Origin of the sequence: Variovorax boronicumulans, assembly GCF_030812215.1 — a bacterium.
Lineage (GTDB): Bacteria > Pseudomonadota > Gammaproteobacteria > Burkholderiales > Burkholderiaceae_C > Variovorax > Variovorax boronicumulans_C.
Genome location: NZ_JAUSSG010000011.1, coordinates 60,723 through 78,707 on the forward strand (window position 1 = coordinate 60,723; position 17,985 = coordinate 78,707).

General features: G+C 64.6%; 14 protein-coding genes. All 14 read left to right on the forward strand.

Annotation, left to right across the window (positions count from 1 at the left end):
* The first annotated feature begins 14 nt into the window (after window positions 1-14).
* The 14 genes from J2W23_RS26140 (at window position 15) to J2W23_RS26205 (ending at window position 17,509) form a co-directional block, all read left to right on the forward strand.
* Window positions 15-1,205 (forward strand): acetyl-CoA C-acyltransferase, encoded by a 1,191-nt coding sequence (locus J2W23_RS26140; protein WP_307650816.1) that lies wholly within the window; start codon window positions 15-17, stop codon window positions 1,203-1,205.
* 10 nt (window positions 1,206-1,215) lie between these two features.
* Window positions 1,216-2,424: an acyl-CoA dehydrogenase family protein gene (locus tag J2W23_RS26145; RefSeq protein WP_307650817.1), complete on the forward strand. Its 1,209-nt coding sequence runs from the start codon at window positions 1,216-1,218 to the stop codon at window positions 2,422-2,424.
* A gap of 11 nt (window positions 2,425-2,435) precedes the next feature.
* The gene (locus J2W23_RS26150) at window positions 2,436-3,578 is read left to right on the forward strand and encodes an acyl-CoA dehydrogenase family protein (RefSeq protein WP_307650818.1); all 1,143 of its coding nucleotides are present in this window, start codon (window positions 2,436-2,438) and stop codon (window positions 3,576-3,578) included.
* Window positions 3,575-4,387 (forward strand): oxepin-CoA hydrolase, alternative type, encoded by an 813-nt coding sequence (locus tag J2W23_RS26155; RefSeq protein WP_307650819.1) that lies wholly within the window; start codon window positions 3,575-3,577, stop codon window positions 4,385-4,387. The genes J2W23_RS26150 and J2W23_RS26155 overlap by 4 nt, the downstream gene beginning before the upstream one ends.
* Window positions 4,388-4,469: 82 nt before the next feature.
* Entirely contained in the window at window positions 4,470-5,678 is a 1,209-nt protein-coding gene (locus tag J2W23_RS26160; RefSeq protein WP_307650820.1) for a CaiB/BaiF CoA transferase family protein, read from the forward strand.
* A gap of 45 nt (window positions 5,679-5,723) precedes the next feature.
* On the forward strand, window positions 5,724-6,722 hold the full coding sequence (locus J2W23_RS26165; RefSeq protein WP_307650821.1) for a Bug family tripartite tricarboxylate transporter substrate binding protein: 999 nt from the start codon (window positions 5,724-5,726) through the stop codon (window positions 6,720-6,722).
* A 53-nt stretch (window positions 6,723-6,775) separates the two neighbouring features.
* The gene (locus J2W23_RS26170; RefSeq protein WP_307650822.1) at window positions 6,776-8,731 is read left to right on the forward strand and encodes an acyl-CoA synthetase; all 1,956 of its coding nucleotides are present in this window, start codon (window positions 6,776-6,778) and stop codon (window positions 8,729-8,731) included.
* Between the two features lie 42 nt (window positions 8,732-8,773).
* Window positions 8,774-9,775 carry a Bug family tripartite tricarboxylate transporter substrate binding protein gene (locus J2W23_RS26175; protein WP_307650823.1) on the forward strand — a complete coding sequence of 334 codons (1,002 nt, stop codon included), beginning with the start codon at window positions 8,774-8,776 and terminating at the stop codon, window positions 9,773-9,775.
* Window positions 9,776-9,807: 32 nt separating this feature from the next.
* Window positions 9,808-10,557 (forward strand): electron transfer flavoprotein subunit beta/FixA family protein, encoded by a 750-nt coding sequence (locus tag J2W23_RS26180; protein WP_307650824.1) that lies wholly within the window; start codon window positions 9,808-9,810, stop codon window positions 10,555-10,557.
* Window positions 10,558-10,559: 2 nt separating this feature from the next.
* The gene (locus J2W23_RS26185) at window positions 10,560-11,492 is read left to right on the forward strand and encodes an electron transfer flavoprotein subunit alpha/FixB family protein (protein WP_176658325.1); all 933 of its coding nucleotides are present in this window, start codon (window positions 10,560-10,562) and stop codon (window positions 11,490-11,492) included.
* Between the two features lie 4 nt (window positions 11,493-11,496).
* Complete coding sequence (locus tag J2W23_RS26190; protein WP_307650825.1) at window positions 11,497-12,468, forward strand: NAD(P)H-dependent flavin oxidoreductase; 972 nt, start codon at window positions 11,497-11,499, stop codon at window positions 12,466-12,468.
* A gap of 952 nt (window positions 12,469-13,420) precedes the next feature.
* The gene (locus J2W23_RS26195; protein ID WP_307650826.1) at window positions 13,421-14,740 is read left to right on the forward strand and encodes a hypothetical protein; all 1,320 of its coding nucleotides are present in this window, start codon (window positions 13,421-13,423) and stop codon (window positions 14,738-14,740) included.
* 42 nt (window positions 14,741-14,782) lie between these two features.
* Window positions 14,783-15,637, forward strand: coding sequence for a DNA adenine methylase (locus J2W23_RS26200; protein WP_307650827.1), 855 nt, complete (start codon window positions 14,783-14,785; stop codon window positions 15,635-15,637).
* Between the two features lie 387 nt (window positions 15,638-16,024).
* Window positions 16,025-17,509 (forward strand): hypothetical protein, encoded by a 1,485-nt coding sequence (locus tag J2W23_RS26205; RefSeq protein WP_307650828.1) that lies wholly within the window; start codon window positions 16,025-16,027, stop codon window positions 17,507-17,509.
* The last annotated feature ends 476 nt before the right edge of the window (window positions 17,510-17,985 follow it).

The window sequence follows — 17,985 nt, forward strand, 5'->3', positions numbered from 1 at the left end:
ACAGGAGCACTCCCATGCGCGAAGCCGTCATCGTTTCCACCGCCCGCACCCCGCTCACCAAGGCGCACCGCGGCGAATTCAACATCACCCCCGGCGCCACGCTGGCGTCCTTCGCGGTGAAGGCCGCAGTGGAACGCTCGGGGCTGGACCCGGCACTCATCGAGGACGCGATCCTCGGCTGCGGCTACCCCGAGGGCACCACGGGCCGCAACATCGCGCGCCAGGCCATCATCCGTTCGGGCCTGCCGATCAGCATCGCCGGCACCACGGTGAACCGCTTCTGCGCCTCGGGCCTGCAGGCGATCGCCATGGCCGCGGGCCGCATCATCGTGGACGGCGCGCCGGCCATGATCGCTGGCGGCGTCGAAAGCATTTCGCAGATCCGTGGCCGCAGCCCCGGCGATGGCGGCGACCTCAGCCTGGACCCGTGGATCGTCGAGCACAAGCCCGATCTCTACATGGCGATGATCGACACGGCCGACATCGTCGCCAAGCGCTACAACATCAGCCGCGAGGCGCAGGACCGCTTCTCCGCCGAAAGCCAGCGCAAGACCGAAGAGGCGCAGCTGGCCGGCCGCTACAAGGACGAGATCGTCGCCTGCACCACCACGATGGCCGTGACCGACAAGGAGACCAAGGAAGTCACCTACCGCGAAGTCACCGCCACCGAGGACAACTGCAACCGCCGCGGCACCACCTACGAAGCGCTGGCCAAGCTCAAGCCGGTGATGGGCGAAGACAAGTTCATCACCGCCGGCAACGCCTCGCAACTCTCCGACGGCGCCTCGGCCTGCGTGCTGATGGAAGCCAGGGACGCCGAACGCGCCAATATCAAGCCGCTCGGCGCCTTCCGCGGCTTGGCACTGGCCGGCTGCGAGCCCGACGAAATGGGCATCGGCCCCGTGTTCGCCGTGCCCAAGCTGCTCGCGCGCCATGGCCTGAAGGTCGAGGACATCGGCCTCTGGGAACTCAACGAAGCCTTCGCCTCGCAATCGATCTATTGCCAGGACAAGCTGGGCATTCCCTCGGAACTGCTCAACGTGAACGGCGGCGCGATCTCCATCGGCCACCCCTTCGGCATGACCGGCGCGCGCCTCACGGGCCACGTGCTCATCGAAGGCAAGCGCCGCGGCGCGAAGTACGCGGTGGTCACGATGTGCATCGCCGGCGGCATGGGCGCCGCGGGCCTGTTCGAAATCTACTGAGGAGTCAGCGATGGACCTGAACTTCACCCCCGAAGAAGAAGCCTTCCGCACGGAAGTGCGCGCCTTCCTCGCCGACAAGCTGCCCGCGCGCCTTTCGGCGAAGGTCAGCGGCGGCCAGATCCTCAGCAAGGCCGACATGCAGGAATGGCACGCCATCCTCAATGCGCGCGGCTGGCTCGCCAACCACTGGCCCGAGCAGTACGGCGGCCCGGGCTGGACGGCGGTGGAGAAGTTCATCTTCGAACACGAATGCGCACTGGCCTTCGCACCGCGCATCGTGCCCTTCGGCGTGAACATGCTGGGGCCGGTGCTCATCAAGTACGGCAACGAGGCGCAGAAACAGCGCTGGCTGCCGCGCATCCTCGACGGCTCGGACTGGTGGTGCCAGGGCTACTCGGAACCCGGCGCGGGCTCCGACCTGGCGGCAGTGAAGACCTCGGCCGTGCGCGGCATCGACGCGCAGGGCGATCACTACATCGTGAACGGCCAGAAGACCTGGACCACGCTGGGCCAGCACGCCAACATGATCTTCTGCCTGGTGCGCACGAACCGCGAGGCGAAGAAGCAGGAAGGCATCAGCTTCCTCCTGATCGACATGACCTCGCCCGGCGTGGAAGTGCGTCCGATCATCACGCTCGACGGCGAGCATGAAGTCAACGAGGTGTTCTTCTCCGACGTGCGTGTGCCGGCCGAGAACCTCGTGGGCGAAGAGAACAAGGGCTGGACCTGCGCCAAGTACCTGCTGACCTACGAGCGCACCAACATCGCGGGCGTGGGCTTCTCGGTGGCCGCGCTCGAACAGCTCAAGGGCATTGCCGCCAAGCAGGTGAAGAACGGCAAGCCGCTGGCCGAAGACCCGTCGTTCGCCGCACGCATGGCGCGCGTGGAGATCGACCTGGAGAACATGAAGACGACGAACCTGCGCGTGATCGCGGCCGTGGCCGGCGGCGGCGTGCCCGGTGCGGAGAGCTCGATGCTGAAGATTCGCGGCACCGAGATCCGCCAGGAGATTTCGTCCTTAGCCCGCCGTGCGATGGGCGTGTATGGAAGGCCCTTCGTCGAGGAAGCGCTGCACGACGGTTTCGACGGCGAGACCTTCGGCCCCGCCTACGCGAAGGCAGCCGCCGCGCGCTACTTCAACAACCGCAAGCTGTCGATCTTCGGCGGCTCCAATGAAATCCAGAAGAACATCATCAGCAAGATGATCCTGGGCCTGTAAGGAGACATGCAATGAACTTCGAACACACCGAAGACCGGCGCATGCTCGCCGACAGCCTGAACCGCTTCATCGCCGAGCAGTACGCCTTCGATGCGCGCGACCGCATCGCGAAGTCGGCGAACGGTTTCAGCAAGGAAATCTTCCAGCAGTTCGCCGAACTCGGCGTGATCGGCGCGCTTTTCAGCGAGGCCGATGGCGGCTTCGGCGGCGGCGGCTTCGACATCGCCGTGGTCTTCGAGGCCCTGGGCCGCGGCCTCGTGGTCGAGCCGCTGCTGGGCGCGGTGATGGTCGGCGAAGCGCTCAGCGCGGCCGGCAACGATGCGCAGAAGGAAAAGCTCGGCGACATCATCAACGGCGTGACCGTCGCGGCCTTCGCGCACGACGAGGCCGACACACACTACGAACGCACGCGCGTCGCGACCCGCGCCGAGCGCAGCGGCGACGGCTGGGTGCTGAACGGCGCCAAGGCCGTCGTGCCGCAAGGCGAGCAGGCCGACCTGTTCCTCGTCTCCGCCCGCACCTCGGGCAACGTGGACGACGAAGCCGGCATCTCGCTGTTCCTCGTGCACGCAAAGGCTGCCGGCCTCACGGTGCGCGGCTGCCCCGCCATCGACGGCGGCCGCGTCGCCGAAGTCTCGCTCGACGGCGTGAAGCTCGGCGCCGACGCATTGCTCGGCGCAGAAGGCCAAGGCGCCGCGACGCTGGAACTCGCCATCGGCCGCGGCGTGCTCGCGCTGTGCGCCGAAGCCGTCGGCGCCATGGAAGCCGCCAAGACCGCGACGCTGGAGTACCTGCGAACGCGCAAGCAATTCGGCATCCTCATCGGCAGCTTCCAGGCGCTGCAGCACCGCATGGCCGACCTGCTGCTCGAGATCGAACAGGCCCGCTCGGCGGTCATCAACGCCGCGGCCGCCATCGACGGCACCGACCGCGTGGCGCGCGAGCGCGCGTTGTCGGCCGCCAAGTTCAGCATCGGCCGCATCGGCGCGCTGGTCGCCGAAGAAAGCATCCAGATGCACGGCGGCATCGGCATGACGTGGGAGCTTCCGCTGCCGCACTACGCTAAGCGCCTCGTGATGATCGACCACCAGCTCGGCGACGAAGACCATCACCTGCAGCGCTACATCGCGCTCGGTAAGGAGGTCGCGGCATGACGGACAAGACCGTCCTCATCAGCCAACAGGGCGCGGTCCGCATCCTGACCAACAGCAACCCCGGCGCGCGCAACGCGATCACGCCGACGCTGTATGCCGAACTGTCGTCCGCCCTCGCCGATGCACAGAACGACCCCGAAGTCGGCGCCATCGTCTTCACCGGCGCGGGCGATTTCTTCTGCTCCGGTGGCGACCTGAACCTGCTGGCCAAGCGCCGCGAGCTGCCCGCCTCGGAGCGCCGCGAAAAGCTCGAAGGGCTGCACAACCTCGTCCGAGCGATCCGCGATTGCGGCAAGCCTGTCATCGCGGCCGTCGAAGGCGGTGCGGCGGGCGCGGGCCTCTCGACGGCGCTGGCCTGCGACATGCTCGTGTCGGCGCGCGATGCGTTCTACACGGTGGCCTACGTCAAGGTCGGCCTCACGCCGGACGGCGGCGCGACGGCCTTTCTTGCGGAGTTCGTCTCGCGCCAGGTGCTGACCGAGATGTGCCTCACCGGCGACCGCATGACCGCCGAGCGCCTGCATGCGCTGGGCGCGGTCAACCGCCTCACCGACAAGGGCGCCGCGCTGGCCGAGGCGATTGCACTCGCGGCCAAGGTGGCCGACGGCCCGCTGCGCGCGAGCGCCCGCATCAAGACGCTGTGCCGGCAAGCGCACCGCGCCACGCTCGAAGAACAGCTCGACGCCGAGGCCGTCTACATGGTCGAGTCGCAGGCCGACGCCGAAGCGGCCGAAGGCATCGGCGCGTTCCTCGGCAAGCGCAAGGCGGATTTCGTCGCGCTGCGCCACAAGAAGCAGGACGCGCCCTGACGCCGTCCGCACAACCCCACCTTCCCGCCTCGCAGATCGGTCACGCCGTGCGGGGCTTTCTCGTTTCCAGGGAGTTGCCTTCATGCCACTGCTGAATTCCTCGCTGCCGCTCGCCGGCGTGCGCGTTCTCGATCTGTCCCGCATCCTCGCGGGCCCCTGGTGCGGCATGGTGCTGGCCGACATGGGTGCCGAGGTGATCAAGGTCGAGCATCCGGGCCGCGGCGACGACACGCGCGACTGGGGCCTGCGCGTCGGCAAGACCGAGACCGCCTACTTCAACAGCGTGAACCGCAACAAGCGCTCGGTCACGCTCGACCTGCAGACGCCCGAGGGCCAGCAGATCGCGCGCGATCTTGCGAAGCAGTGCGACGTGGTGATCCAGAACTTCAAGTTCGGCGGCATCGACAAGCTGGGCCTGGGCTACGAGCAACTGAGCAAGGAACATCCGGGCCTCATCTACTGCTCGATCTCCGGCTACGACCGCACCGGCCCCGAGGCCGCACGCCCCGGCTACGACCTCGTGGTGCAGGGCGAGGCAGGCCTGATGGCGCTCAACGGCGAAGCGAACCAGCCGCCGCTGAAGTTCGGCGTGGCCGCCGTGGACCTCTTCACCGGCATGTACTCGGCGCAGGCCATCCTCGCCGCGCTCTACCAGCGCGAAAAAACCGGCAAGGGTCGGCACGTGGAGATGGCGCTCTTCGACTGCGGCCTGATGATCACCGCCTACTACGGCCTCGAAGCGCTGCTGATGGGCGAAGACCCGCCGCGCTACGGCAACTCGCATCCGTCGATCGTGCCCTACGGCGTGTTCGATGCGGCCGACGGCCCGCTGGTCATCACCGTGGGCAACAACGCGCAGTTCGCGCGCTTCTGCACCGACGTGATCGAGCGGCCCGACCTTGCGGCCGACGAGCGCTTCAAGACCAACATCCTGCGTTCGGCGAACCGCGCGGTGCTGCTGCCCGAGCTGCACGCCGAACTCGCGAAGCGCCAGCGCGCCGACCTGCTCGCGAAGCTCACCGCCTCGGGCATTCCGTGCGGCGAAGTGCTGGGCCTGCTCGAAGCGCTGCAATCGAAGCGCGCGACCGATGCGGGTCTCGTGACCACGCAGCCGCACCCGGTGGCCGGCACGGTCAACGTGCTCGCGCCGCCCTACCGTTTCGATGGCGAGCGCCTGCCGGTGCGCAGTGCGCCGCCCACGCTAGGCGAAGGCACGCACGACGTGCTGCAGTCCCTGCTCGGCCTGTCGGATGACAAGCTGGCCGCGCTGAAAACAAGTGGCGTCGTCTGAAGACGCGCCTGTGCATTCCTGATCCCCTGAATTAGCAAGAAGTCCATGGCCTCCCTCGTTTCCCGTTCCCTTCGCAATCCTCTTCGCCGTGCACTCGTCGCCCTGGCTCTTCCACTCATCGCCGGCGGCGCCTTCGCGCAAGCCTGGCCCGCCAAGCCGATCACGCTGATCGTGCCCTTCCCGCCCGGCGGTCCGACCGACGTGGCCTCGCGCATCGTGGCGCAGAAGATGTCGGTCGCGCTCAAGCAGAGCATCGTCATCGACAACCGCAGCGGCGCCTCGGGCACCGTGGGCGCAGCCGCCGCGGCACGCGCGGCACCCGACGGCTACACCTTCGTGATGCTGGCCACGCCCACGCTCCTGGCTTCGCACCTCTACGGCCCGACCGGCTACGACATCTTCAAGAACTTCACGCCCGTGGGCTCGGTGTACGACCTGCCGATCGTGCTGGTGGTCAACCCCAAGTCGCTGCCCGACGTGACCACCCTGCAGGGCCTGATCGCCAAGGCCAAGGCCGAGGGCGGCAAGCTCAACTACACGACGGCCGGCGCCGGCAGCTTCGGCCACCTGACGACCGAGCAACTGAAGACCATCGGCAAGTTCGACATGCAGCACGTGCCCTACCGCGGCAGCGCGCCGGCCGTGACCGACCTCATCGGCGGCCAGGTGCCCGCGATGTTCTCGGACCTCGTGGGCGTGCTGCCGCACATCAAGGCCGGCAAGCTGCGCGCCATCGCGGTCGGCTCCGGCCAGCGCGTGAGCCTGCTGCCCGACGTGAAGACGGTGGCCGAGCAGGGCTTCCCCGGCTTCGATGCGACCTCGTGGGGCGGCCTGCTCGCACCCGCCGGCACGCCCAAGGAAGTGATCGACCGCATGAGCGCCGAACTCAAGACCGCCCTGGCCGACAAGCAGGTGCAGGAGAAGCTCGAAAGCGTCGGCTCCTTCGCGGCCTACCGCACGCCCGAGCAGACCGGCGTTCGCATGCGCGAGGACTTCGAACGCTGGGGCAAGGTCATTCGCGACAACAAGATCACGAACCAGTAAAACTGCAGCCACCCGTCCGCAGCCGGCAAGACGACATCAAGGAGACAGACAACATGACGACAGGCAACGACAAGAACAACAACATGGGAACGGCCGGTGCGCCGTTTCGCCCCCTGTTCCCGGTGCGCGGCCTCGCCGACATCCGGCGGCTGGAAGAAACGCCGCTCGAGGAAGCGCTCACGGTGCGCAGCACCTACGAGCTGTTCCGCAATTCCGGTGCGGCCTTTGGCGACAAGACCGCGCTCACGTTCTTGCGCTCCGGCAATCCGGCCGATGAACCGATCCGCTGGTCGTATGCCGAACTGCTCGCGGGCATTCACCAGACCGCGAACCTGCTGCACACGCTGGGCGTGGGGCCTCAAGACGCGGTCGCGGTGCTGCTGCCCGGCTGCCTCGAATACCACCTCGCGCTCTGGGGCGGCGAGGCGGCCGGCATCGTGCAGCCGCTCAATCCTTTGTTGACCGACGAGAAGCTGGTCGCGCTGATGACCGCGGCGCGCGCGAAGGTGCTGATCGCCTATGGCTCGGACGCGGAATCGGGCATGTGGTCGAAGGCGATGCGCCTGCGCGCCCAGGTGCCCACGCTCACGACCGTGCTGCGCGTGGCGCCGCACGACGAAGCGCCGGGCGCTGCCGGTGCACTGCCTGAAGGGGTAGCGGAGTTCGACGTGCTGCGCGCCGCGCAACCGTCGGATCGCCTCGTGAGCGGCCGCGACATCGCGCCCACCGACATCGCCGCCTACTTCCACACCGGCGGCACCACCGGCGCGCCCAAGCTCGCGCGCCACAGCCACGGCGCGCAGGTGTTCACCGCCTGGGCCAGCGTGCAGCTCGCGGGCATGAACGAACAAGGCATCTCGATCAACGGCTACCCGCTGTTCCATGTGGCGGGCGTGCTGCCGGCCTCGCTCTCGTCGCTGTCGGCGGGCGTGGAGGTGATCATTCCGACGCCTTCGCTGCTGCGCAACAAGGAGGTGCTCGCCAACTACTGGAAGCTGGTCGCGAAATACAGGCCGACCTCGCTTTCGGCCGTGCCCACGGTGCTCGCGGCACTGGCGAACGTGCCGCTCGATGGCGCGGACATTTCCTCGATCACCTACTGCCGTACCGGCGCCGCCGTGCTCGCGCCCGAGCTGGCCGCGCGCTTCGAGCGGCTGTTCGGCCTGCATGTGCACGAGAGCCTGGGCATGACGGAGATGGCGGGCATCTCGACCATCACGCCGCCGGGCGTGAACGGGCCCGCGGGGTGCGTGGGCTTTCGCCTGCCGTATTCGCAGATCCGCATCGTCGCGCTCGACGAGAGCGGCAACGCGAGCGACCGCGACGTGGCGCCCGGCGAACAGGGCATGGTGCTCTTCAAGTCGCCCAACGTGTTCTCGGGCTTCGTCGATCCGGCGGACAACGCCAAGGCCTTCACCGCCGACGGCTGGCTCGCGACCGGCGACCTCGGCTGGATGGACAGCGAGGAACGGCTCAATCTCACCGGCCGCTCGAAGGACCTGATCATCCGCAGCGGCCACAACATCGACCCCAAGACCATCGAGGACGCGCTCGGCGCGCACCCTGCGGTGCAACTGTGCGCGGCTGTGGGCGCGCCCGATGCCTATGCGGGCGAGCTGCCAGTGGTCTTCGCGACGCTGGTGCCTGGCGCCTCGGCCACCGAAGACGAGCTGCTCGCCTTCACCGCCGCGCGCGTGGACGAAGCGCCCGCCAAGCCCAAGTGGGTGTCGGTGATCGGCGCCATGCCGATGACCAACGTCGGCAAGATCTACAAGCCCGAGCTGCGCGCCATGGCCGCACGGCAGGTGGTGACCGCGACGGTCGGCGAGGTGTGCGCCGAACTCGGCGCGAGCGATGCGGCAACGCTCGCCGTGACCACCGAGGGCGAATGCCTCGTGCATGTGCAGATCGATGCCGCCGCAACTGGTGCACTGGCCGCAACGCTGCAGGAGCGGCTGCAGAAGGCGCTGGCGCCTCTGCCCTTCAAGACGCGCATTGCGCTGAAGTGAACTGAACCTCAAGAGTTTCTGAAACCAACGGGAGACAAGACCATGGCCCATTCATCCGCCAACCGCCGCGCATTGCTTTGCGCCGCCGCCGCATCGACCGCCGCACTGTTCGCGCTGGCACCCGCGCACGCGCAGGCGCCCTACCCGAACAAGCCCATTCGCCTCGTCGTGCCCTTCCAGGCCGGCGGCGCGACCGACGTGCTCGCGCGCGTGCTGGCCCAGAAGATGTCGACCGGCTTCGGCCAGCCCGTCGTCATCGACAACAAGCCGGGTGCGGCCGGCATCATCGGCACCGATGCAGTCGCCAAGTCGGCGCCGGATGGCTACACCGTCGTCTTCTCGCTCAGCAACGCGCTGCTGACCAACGAATTCCTCTACGAGAAGCTGCCCTACGACACGCAGCGCGACCTCACGCTGGTCTACCAGGTGGCGATGGGGCCGCTGGTGCTCGTGGTGCATCCGAGCGTGCCGGTGAAGACAGCGCCCGAACTGCTGAAGTACGTGGCCGCGAACAAGGGCAAGGTCGCCTACGGCTCCTACGGCGTGGGCGCGTACCCGCACCTGGCCGGCGCGCACATGAGCCTCACGCAGCAGGCCGACATGAACCACGTTGCCTACAAGGGCGAGGCACCGATGATCCAGGACCTGATCGGCGGCCAGATCCAGATGGCCTATGCGAGCGCGCTCGTGGCCAAGCCGCATATCGACGCGGGCAAGGTGCGGGCCATCGGCGTGAGCGGCGAACGCCGCATGGCCGCGCTGCCCAACGTGCCGACGATGGCCGAGCAGGGCCTGAAGGACGAGGCCTACCGCGTGACCGGCTGGCTCGCCTTCGCGGTGCCCGCCAAGACGCCCAAGCCCATCGTGGACCGCATTGCCGACGAAGTGCGCAAGGCCTCGCAGCAGCCCGACGTGCGCGAGCGCATTGCAGCCATGGGCTTCGAGCTCAAGGACAGCTCGCCCGAACTCTTTGCCGCCGCTTGGAAGCAGGAGCGCCCGGTGTGGGAGCGGCTCATCAAGCAATCGGGCGCGAAGCTCGAGTGAACGAACCTCATCTGATTTCTGAAGGAACAACCATGAAGATTCTTGTGCCTGTCAAACGGGTCGTCGATTACAACGTGAAGGTGCGCGTCAAGAGCGACGGCACCGGGGTGGACATTGCCAACGTCAAGATGAGCATGAACCCCTTCGATGAGATCGCTGTCGAAGAAGCTGTGCGTCTGAAAGAGAAGGGCGTGGTCACCGAAGTCATCGCCGTCTCGTGCGGCGATGCCAAGTGCCAGGAAACGCTGCGCACCGCGATGGCCATCGGTGCTGATCGCGGCATCCTGGTCGAGACCACCGAAGAGCTGCAGCCGCTGGCTGTCGCCAAGCTCCTGAAGGCGCTGGTCGACAAGGAACAGCCCCAGCTCATCATCCTGGGCAAGCAAGCCATCGACGATGACGCCAACCAGACGGGCCAGATGCTCGCTGCCCTGGCCGACCTGCCCCAGGCCACCTTCGCCTCCAAGGTCGAAGTCGCCGGCGACAAGGCCACGGTCACTCGCGAAGTCGACGGCGGCATGGAAACGCTGACGCTCACGCTGCCGGCCGTCATCACGACCGACCTGCGCCTGAACGAGCCGCGCTACGTCACCTTGCCCAACATCATGAAGGCCAAGAAGAAGCAGCTCGATACCTTCAAGCCCGAAGACCTGGGCGTCGATGTGAAGCCCCGCCTGAAGACCCTGAAGGTCAGCGAGCCGCCCAAGCGCGGCGCGGGCATCAAGGTGCCTGACGTGGCGACGCTGGTGGACAAACTGAAGAACGAAGCGAAGGTGATCTGAACATGACCGCACTTGTTATTGCCGAACACGACCACGCCAGCATCAAGCCGGCCACCCTCAACACCGTGACCGCAGCACTCGCTTGCGGTGGCGACGTCCACGTGCTCGTGGCCGGTGCCAATGCCGCCGAAGCCGGCAAGGCCGCCGCGCAGATCGCCGGCGTGTCGAAGGTCATCGTGGCTGACAGCCCCAGCCTTGCTGAAAACCTGGCGGAGAACGTCGCGGCCCAGGTGCTTGCGATCGCATCCAACTACAGCCACATCCTGTTCCCCTCGACCGCCAACGGCAAGAACGTCGCACCGCGCGTGGCGGCCAAGCTGGACGTGGCGCAGATCAGCGACATCACCAAGGTGGACAGCCCGGACACCTTCGAGCGTCCGATCTATGCCGGTAACGCGATTGCCACCGTGCAGAGCAGCGATGCCACCAAGGTGATCACCGTGCGCACGACCGGCTTCGATGCCGCAGCCGCCACCGGTGGCAGCGCAACGGTTGAAACGGCTGAAGGCGTCGCTGACAGCGGCAAGTCGAGCTTCGTGGGCCGTGAAGTCACCAAGAGCGAACGCCCCGAACTGACGGCCGCCAAGATCATCGTCTCGGGTGGCCGAGCCCTCGGCAGCGCCGAGAAGTTCACCGAAGTGATGGCACCGCTGGCCGACAAGCTCAACGCGGGCCTGGGCGCCAGCCGCGCAGCCGTCGATGCGGGCTACGCCCCGAACGACTGGCAAGTGGGCCAGACCGGCAAGATCGTCGCGCCGCAGCTGTACATCGCAGCGGGCATCTCGGGTGCGATCCAGCATCTGGCCGGCATGAAGGACTCCAAGGTGATCGTGGCGATCAACAAGGACGAGGAAGCGCCGATCTTCTCGGTGGCCGACTACGGCCTCGTGGCCGACCTGTTCACGGCTGTGCCGGAACTCGTGAAGGCGCTGTGAGCCAATGAAGACCCGCATCACCGAACTGCTCGGCATCCGCTACCCGATCGTGCAGGGCGGCATGCAGTGGGTGGGCCGCGCCGAGCTGGCCGCGGCCGTGTCGAACGCCGGCGGCCTGGGCATCGTGACGGCGCTCACGCAGCCCACGCCCGACGACCTGCGCAATGAAATCGCACGCACCCGCACGCTGACCGACAAGCCCTTCGGCGTGAACCTCACGATCCTGCCCGCGGTGAAGCCGCCGCCGTATGCGGAGTACGTGCAGGCGATCATCGACAGCGGCATCAAGATCGTGGAGACCGCGGGCAACAGCCCGAAGGATTTCATCGAGGCCTTGAAGCGCCACGACGTGAAGATCGTCCACAAGTGCACCTCGGTGCGCCACGCGCTCTCGGCGGAGCGCAACGGCGTCGATGCGGTGTCGGTGGACGGCTTCGAGTGCGCGGGCCATCCGGGCGAGGACGACGTGCCCGGCCTCGTGCTGCTGCCGATTGCGGCGCGCAAGCTCCGCATTCCGATCATCGCCTCGGGCGGCATCGCCGACGGACGCGGCATGGCGGCAGCGCTGGCGCTGGGCGCCGAGGGCGTGAACATGGGCACGCGCTTCTGCGTGACGCAGGAGGCGCCGATCCACCCGAACATCAAGCAGGCGCTGGTCGATGCGACCGAGCGCGACACGAAGCTGATGTTCCGCACCATGCGCAACACCGCGCGGGTTTTCCGCAACGCGATCTCCGAAGAGGTGGTGGCGACGGAGAACCGACCCGGCGGCTGCGAGTTCGAGGAAGTGCGCCCGCTGGTGGCCGGCGCGCGCGGCCGTGCGGCGCTGGAGTCGGGCGAGGTGCAGAACGGCGTGGTCTCGGCCGGCCAGTGCATCGGGCTGATTGACGACATTCCGACCTGCGCGGAACTGATCGAGCGCATGGTGCGCGAGTGCCGCGAGCATCTGGACCGGGCGCGGTCCTGGATGGACTGAGTCTTTCTGCTCGCGTCCGGGGCGACGCTCACGCCGACGGGGTACCTTGCTCCGCGAATGTCCCCCGGCCTTCGGCCTCCTCCTTTATTTCGCTGCGCAAGGCACCCCATCGGCGTGAGCGTTTGGAGCCGCTGTGGACTGGCACGACACGGCGCCCCGAGATCTACACGCAGCGCATTGCGGAAGCTGCATTTGTTGGCGGTTGCCGAGACTTCGCGCCGCATCGAACGCTCGCTTTGCTGCGTTCTTCTCTAAAGTGAATGCCCCTGTCACTCGATACCCCAACAAGGGGAGAAGGAAGGCGCAACACACCAAGCCACCACCGGATGTTTGAAGGCTGCTTGCCTCGCGGCAGGTTGTCGGTGCGAAAGCAGCGACGCAGATGCGAGGTATCAAAAGGCGACGGCCGAGGTGTTACGAGCACCCCGACCGTCTAACCAAAGACGTGCAACCACCTCTAAAGGAGCGCACAAAAATGGCTACCAAGACTATAGCCCGGCCTCGCACGCCGGTAGCTTCCGAAGACAACGCCCAAGACCCGGCGGATCTTCTCGAAAACACCCTCTCTCAACTCGAAGCTCTCCTGTGGGTCTGCCACGGGGAAGACATCGACTGGTGCAGCGGGGATGGGCCTCGGCGATTGGACAACCTGCTTTGGCTTGCGGCTGAACTGGCTCGCAAGGCTGGGGAGCTGTTTCAGGTGAGTGAGACGGCTCGGCGTGGGGCGCTTGAGACTGGTGGGTAGTGGCTGGTCTGCGGGCTGCGGGTTTCACGGCCTGCCCTGGGGAGCATGTCCTTAGGAGTGCGATTGCGGAAGTCTTCTTGATGGTGGGAATTCGGTTCGGTTGACATTTCGGCCGGAGACCCAGCACTGAAGCGTGCCCGGGTCAAGCCCTATCGAAATGCTAGTAACTCGATATATCCTCCACCACCAACTACATAGGGAGGGTTCATGGCTAAGGTTCGTCCTGACTTTTTGAATATCGACGATGTCACACTCACACGCCTTCATCTTGACCCAGAGAATCCTCGTCATGACCCGATCCAAGATGAGGATCGAATCATTGCCCAGCTCTTTGGCGCTGAAAAAACGCTCGCGGTTGCAAAAGATATCGCTCAGAAAGGGGCCATCAGTCCTTTGGATCGAATAGGCGTCATCGAGATGGAGGACAACCCAGGCCACTACATCGTCGTCGAGGGGAATCGCCGGACTTGTGCATTGAAGGTGCTGCACGATCCAAAAAAAGCTCCAAATACAACCATTCGAGACGCTATTGAAGCCCTGCGCGCTTCGGCAAAGGTTCCCAGCAAGGTGCCGGTGGTCGTATTCAAGGACCGCGTGACCGCTGAACCGTGGCTCAAGCTTCGCCACTTAGGCGCACAGGGAGGCGCAGGCACAAGGGAGTGGGATTCGGCGGCCAAGAACAGGTTCGCTCGAGGTGCCACTCCCGACCGGCTTGCGGTCGCTTTGCTGGATCGTGCAGAAGAAGCCGGCTGGATCGACCCAGTGTCGCGAAAAACGATCAGCGTGACGACGATGACGCGATATGTCAGCAATCCGGTTGTTCGAGCAGCACTCGGCCTGGGCTCGTCCAGTGAACTGAAATTCACTCACGAGCCCGCAGAGGTCGATGCCGCATTGCAGAGTTTTGTGAATGACGCACTGTCACAGAATGGTGCAGAGCCTGTCTTGAGTTCGCGATCCCGGAAAGCAGACAGAGTGGCTTATGCCAATGCATTGCACCAGCGTGGCGTTGCTCCCCGCACCTCGCTCCCTGCTCCTATCGATGCTCCAGCGCCTCAAGAGCCGACAGCAGCTAAGAAGGGACGTAATCCTAGAAGTCCGGACAAGAGGCCGCATATCGTCCAGTCTTCGTTTGTAGCCAAGCACGGCGATAAAAACCTCCAGCGCATCCTCCAAGAACTGCGAACGATCAAGCCGGACGACGGCTATGTCTTTTCTACAAACTACCTTGTGCGTGCCACCGTGGAGCGCATCATGGTGCTCTACGCGATAAAGCACGGCTTCCATCAATCAGGCACGCCCGATCACTTGTTGGTGAAGCAGTGCCATGAACACTTGGGGAACAACGGCGCAACAGCCAACCAACTAAAGGTCATGCGTGTTGCGGCATCGAACAAGGATGTCCTCTATAGCCTCGACACGCTAGGCTCGGCTGTGCATGGTGCTCACCTACCCACCCGTGCGGGCCTGATAGCGGTGTGGGACAACTGGGAGCCTAGCTTGCGTCTCATGCTGGATCGCATGTGATATCGCTGGCCAGCCACTCCTAAACTGGATACTCTCCCGCGCATGCCGTCTACCGACACCCCTCTCCGATATCCCGGAGGGAAGACCCAACTCACGCCCTTCGTTGCCGACCTGCTTCGTGCCAACGATCTTGACCGTGGCGTCTATGCAGAGCCCTTCGCCGGAGGCGCGGGCGTTGCTTGGCGCCTGCTTTTCGCCGGCCAAGTGAGCGAGGTGTGGCTGAACGATATCGATCCGGGTATCTACAGCTTCTGGAAATCAGTTCTGGACGACACCGACCGGCTTTGCCAATTGATCGAAGATACCCCCGTGACGATGGAGGAATGGCATCGTCAGCGCGCGGTCGTTGGTGGCCGGAATTCGAACACTCTCTCCTTCGGGTTCGCAACACTCTTTATGAACCGGACAAACCGCTCAGGAATCATTGGAGCGGGGGTCATTGGAGGAAAGGCTCAAGACGGCAATTACAAGTTGGATTGCCGTTTCAACAAGCAGGAACTTGTCGACAAGGTTCGACGGATCTCGATTTACCGCGATGTCGTGCAGCTGAGTCGCTTAGATGCAAAGCTTTGCCTGGAGCAATGGGCCAAGAAGTTACCGCAACGGGCCCTTCTGAACATTGACCCTCCGTACTACGCGAAAGGTCACGATCTCTACACCAACTTCTATGAGCCAAAGGATCATGCCGCGTTGGCCGGTGTGATTAAGAAGTTGAAGTGTCCTTGGATGTTGACCTACGACGACGAACCGGCGATTGAAGCTCTGTACTCGGGGTTTCCCACCTATCGAAAGGCTCTTGTCTACTACGCGCAAGTCAAGCGCCACGCAAACGAGCTGCTTGTCCTAGCCCCTCACCTTGTGCCACCAAAAGAGTTCAGAACAAGCCACGTGGCCTGAGAAAATGACTGATACCTTGATGCGTGCAATGCGCGCACCAAGGTTGGAAAAGATACGCGAAGCGTTGGTCAGAGATTTGTGATGAGCAACTCTCGCGGAGGTGCGCGGTTGCTTCAAGGTCCGCGAGGGCATAGCCTCTCCGAGCAAACAGTCGTCCAGCGGGCAGGTGCTAAAAGCCCGCTTCGGGCTGGAGCCGGCATTGCGCACCTGTCAGCTGTGCAGCGAAAGCGGGTCCTTTGAAATTTGGGAGGCCGGGTGTTTCGGGTAGTTCAGAACACATTGAATCCGGACATTCATCGGCGTTTTTCCTGATGGCGCCGCTCACAACCGGGGCATCTTCTGCCTTTGAACCTAACTAAAAAGAGCTCGCGGGGAGCGTCAGACATCATGCCGAATCAGATCAAGTTTTGGGTACCGCAGCCTGCACTGGCGGGCGCTATCAACCTCTCACTCGGACCCAAAAAGTTCCTTGCTCAGTTCGTAGCCGCGGCGAACCCTGGCGCACCTCTGCCGGACCCCGGAACACTCCCCGGCGCGGCCGAGTTGATTGCAGCAACACTTGACTCGGGCCACGGAGCCAACGTCGCTCCTATGCCGGTAATGAATCTGCTGGATCGGTGGCAACTTCAATGCCACGGACTGGTTCAACGACTCATGGTCCTGTCACTGCTGCGTCGGACGCCCGCAGGCTGGCATCGAGCGCCCTTCGTAGCGCACCTCGAGAAGAGCCTGAAGACATCGAATGCTTTCCTTCTCGGCATGCTCTACGCCCGTGTGTCGACCGATCACTGGGCCAGCACCAATGGCTGGGGTCAGGTCGTTCGCTTCTGGCATTACAGCGTCCTGGAGTCTTCAGCGTTCAACTTCGCAGCAATCACTGCCGCTTCGAAGGCGGGGAATCCAGACTTCTTGGTTCAGTTCTCCAACGGGCATTGGGCCTGCGTCGAGGCAAAAGGAACCCTTGATGGGTTTGATGAGGAGAAGCTTCGAGACGGGATGCGACAGGCCTGCAAGATCATCCAGGTTTCGTGGCTAGTACCTGGAGTGGCGATCCCAGTGGTAGCAGCACCAGTGTCGCAAGCTTGCTCTCTGGCCTACTTCGATGCACCCGCAGGAGACATGCTTGAGGTCTGCCACTTGGACCCACCCGCACGCAAGAGGACTCGCCGCGAAAGGCCACCCACACCTCTCTGGTTTCTTGAAGCCGGCGACTTCATTGCCTGGCAATGCGCCACCGACCAATTCCGTACTCTGGAGCGAGGCCACGAGAGTCGATGGCCTGAGGCGCTACCCAGGGGCGACTTCGAGTGGGCGCCATGGCTTGTTGATGAGCCCATCTGGGTAGGTGTACCTAAGGTCCTCCTTAGTGCCGCAGACGCCATTGACTGGTCGCTCCACTGCTTAGGTTGGTTACTGCCAGAACTGCGCAAATGGCGAAACACTGCGGTGAAGGTCCTTGACCGCCCGAAGGCCGGGCAAAAACGTTTGAGGAAGCTCTCAAAGCAGGCTACAGAACGAGCAGGCTCTGAGGCGCTGACATCGCCACAGAGCAGGTGCTGGCTCCTCCTGGCAACCTTGCTGGAGGGCCACGGGGACGAACGACCTGGTGCGACCTGGGAAGAAGCCTTGTCGGTAGTGTGGAACGCCGACCTTTTGATGCCACTATCCCCTGACGGTGTTGGCAACGCAGTGGCGCCCCCGAGCATGGAGAGCCTTTGGAGAAAGCTCGACGAATCGCAGTTGCCGATTCGGCGCAAGTGGCGCACCGAGGCAAACCTAGCCTTGGCTGAGTTCGATGGAGCGTCGAGCGTGAGCGTCGCAGAAACCGCTCGAGGGCTGCTTGTAGTGGCCTATCAACGTGTGAATGGCTGAAGGCCCACGGCGCGCCACCCCGACTTCACCCCGTCGGGCAATCCCCAAGCTCACAGGCCTGTTTTTCACTCGCTGACCCTGTATGTCGCAAACTTCCGGCCATGTCACCGCCTGGGATGGGCGGCATACCAGGAGTTCAGTCCTGCTGATCCCAGCGCTTTAGGGCAGCTAGCCGAGATCTATGCTGCGATAGTGCACACCGACAATGCATATACATTTCGCTGCAGCGGACAGCTTCGCCGCCCGCTGCGGCTCGAACTTTGGGCGACTGCATTGCGGCATCCGGTTCTTTGAGGCCGAGTGCTGCTCAGGGTCGGAAGCCGTCGGTCTAGCGAACGGCAACGAAAGACTGCTCCCAGTCTGAAGCGAGCATTGAGCGCAACCATATCTATGTCGACCGCGGCCAGCCCCAGCCCTTCGGACCTTTGCTTCGCTGACGCCTATCGCTCACGAAAGCTCAGTAGTACGCCCCCGCA

Coding starts and splice junctions, on each gene's coding strand:
- J2W23_RS26140 (WP_307650816.1), top strand. CDS start 15: ATGCGCGAAGCCGTCATCGTTTCCACCGCCCGCACCCCGCTCACCAAG.
- J2W23_RS26145 (WP_307650817.1), top strand. CDS start 1,216: ATGGACCTGAACTTCACCCCCGAAGAAGAAGCCTTCCGCACGGAAGTG.
- J2W23_RS26150 (WP_307650818.1), top strand. CDS start 2,436: ATGAACTTCGAACACACCGAAGACCGGCGCATGCTCGCCGACAGCCTG.
- J2W23_RS26155 (WP_307650819.1), top strand. CDS start 3,575: ATGACGGACAAGACCGTCCTCATCAGCCAACAGGGCGCGGTCCGCATC.
- J2W23_RS26160 (WP_307650820.1), top strand. CDS start 4,470: ATGCCACTGCTGAATTCCTCGCTGCCGCTCGCCGGCGTGCGCGTTCTC.
- J2W23_RS26165 (WP_307650821.1), top strand. CDS start 5,724: ATGGCCTCCCTCGTTTCCCGTTCCCTTCGCAATCCTCTTCGCCGTGCA.
- J2W23_RS26170 (WP_307650822.1), top strand. CDS start 6,776: ATGACGACAGGCAACGACAAGAACAACAACATGGGAACGGCCGGTGCG.
- J2W23_RS26175 (WP_307650823.1), top strand. CDS start 8,774: ATGGCCCATTCATCCGCCAACCGCCGCGCATTGCTTTGCGCCGCCGCC.
- J2W23_RS26180 (WP_307650824.1), top strand. CDS start 9,808: ATGAAGATTCTTGTGCCTGTCAAACGGGTCGTCGATTACAACGTGAAG.
- J2W23_RS26185 (WP_176658325.1), top strand. CDS start 10,560: ATGACCGCACTTGTTATTGCCGAACACGACCACGCCAGCATCAAGCCG.
- J2W23_RS26190 (WP_307650825.1), top strand. CDS start 11,497: ATGAAGACCCGCATCACCGAACTGCTCGGCATCCGCTACCCGATCGTG.
- J2W23_RS26195 (WP_307650826.1), top strand. CDS start 13,421: ATGGCTAAGGTTCGTCCTGACTTTTTGAATATCGACGATGTCACACTC.
- J2W23_RS26200 (WP_307650827.1), top strand. CDS start 14,783: ATGCCGTCTACCGACACCCCTCTCCGATATCCCGGAGGGAAGACCCAA.
- J2W23_RS26205 (WP_307650828.1), top strand. CDS start 16,025: ATGCCGAATCAGATCAAGTTTTGGGTACCGCAGCCTGCACTGGCGGGC.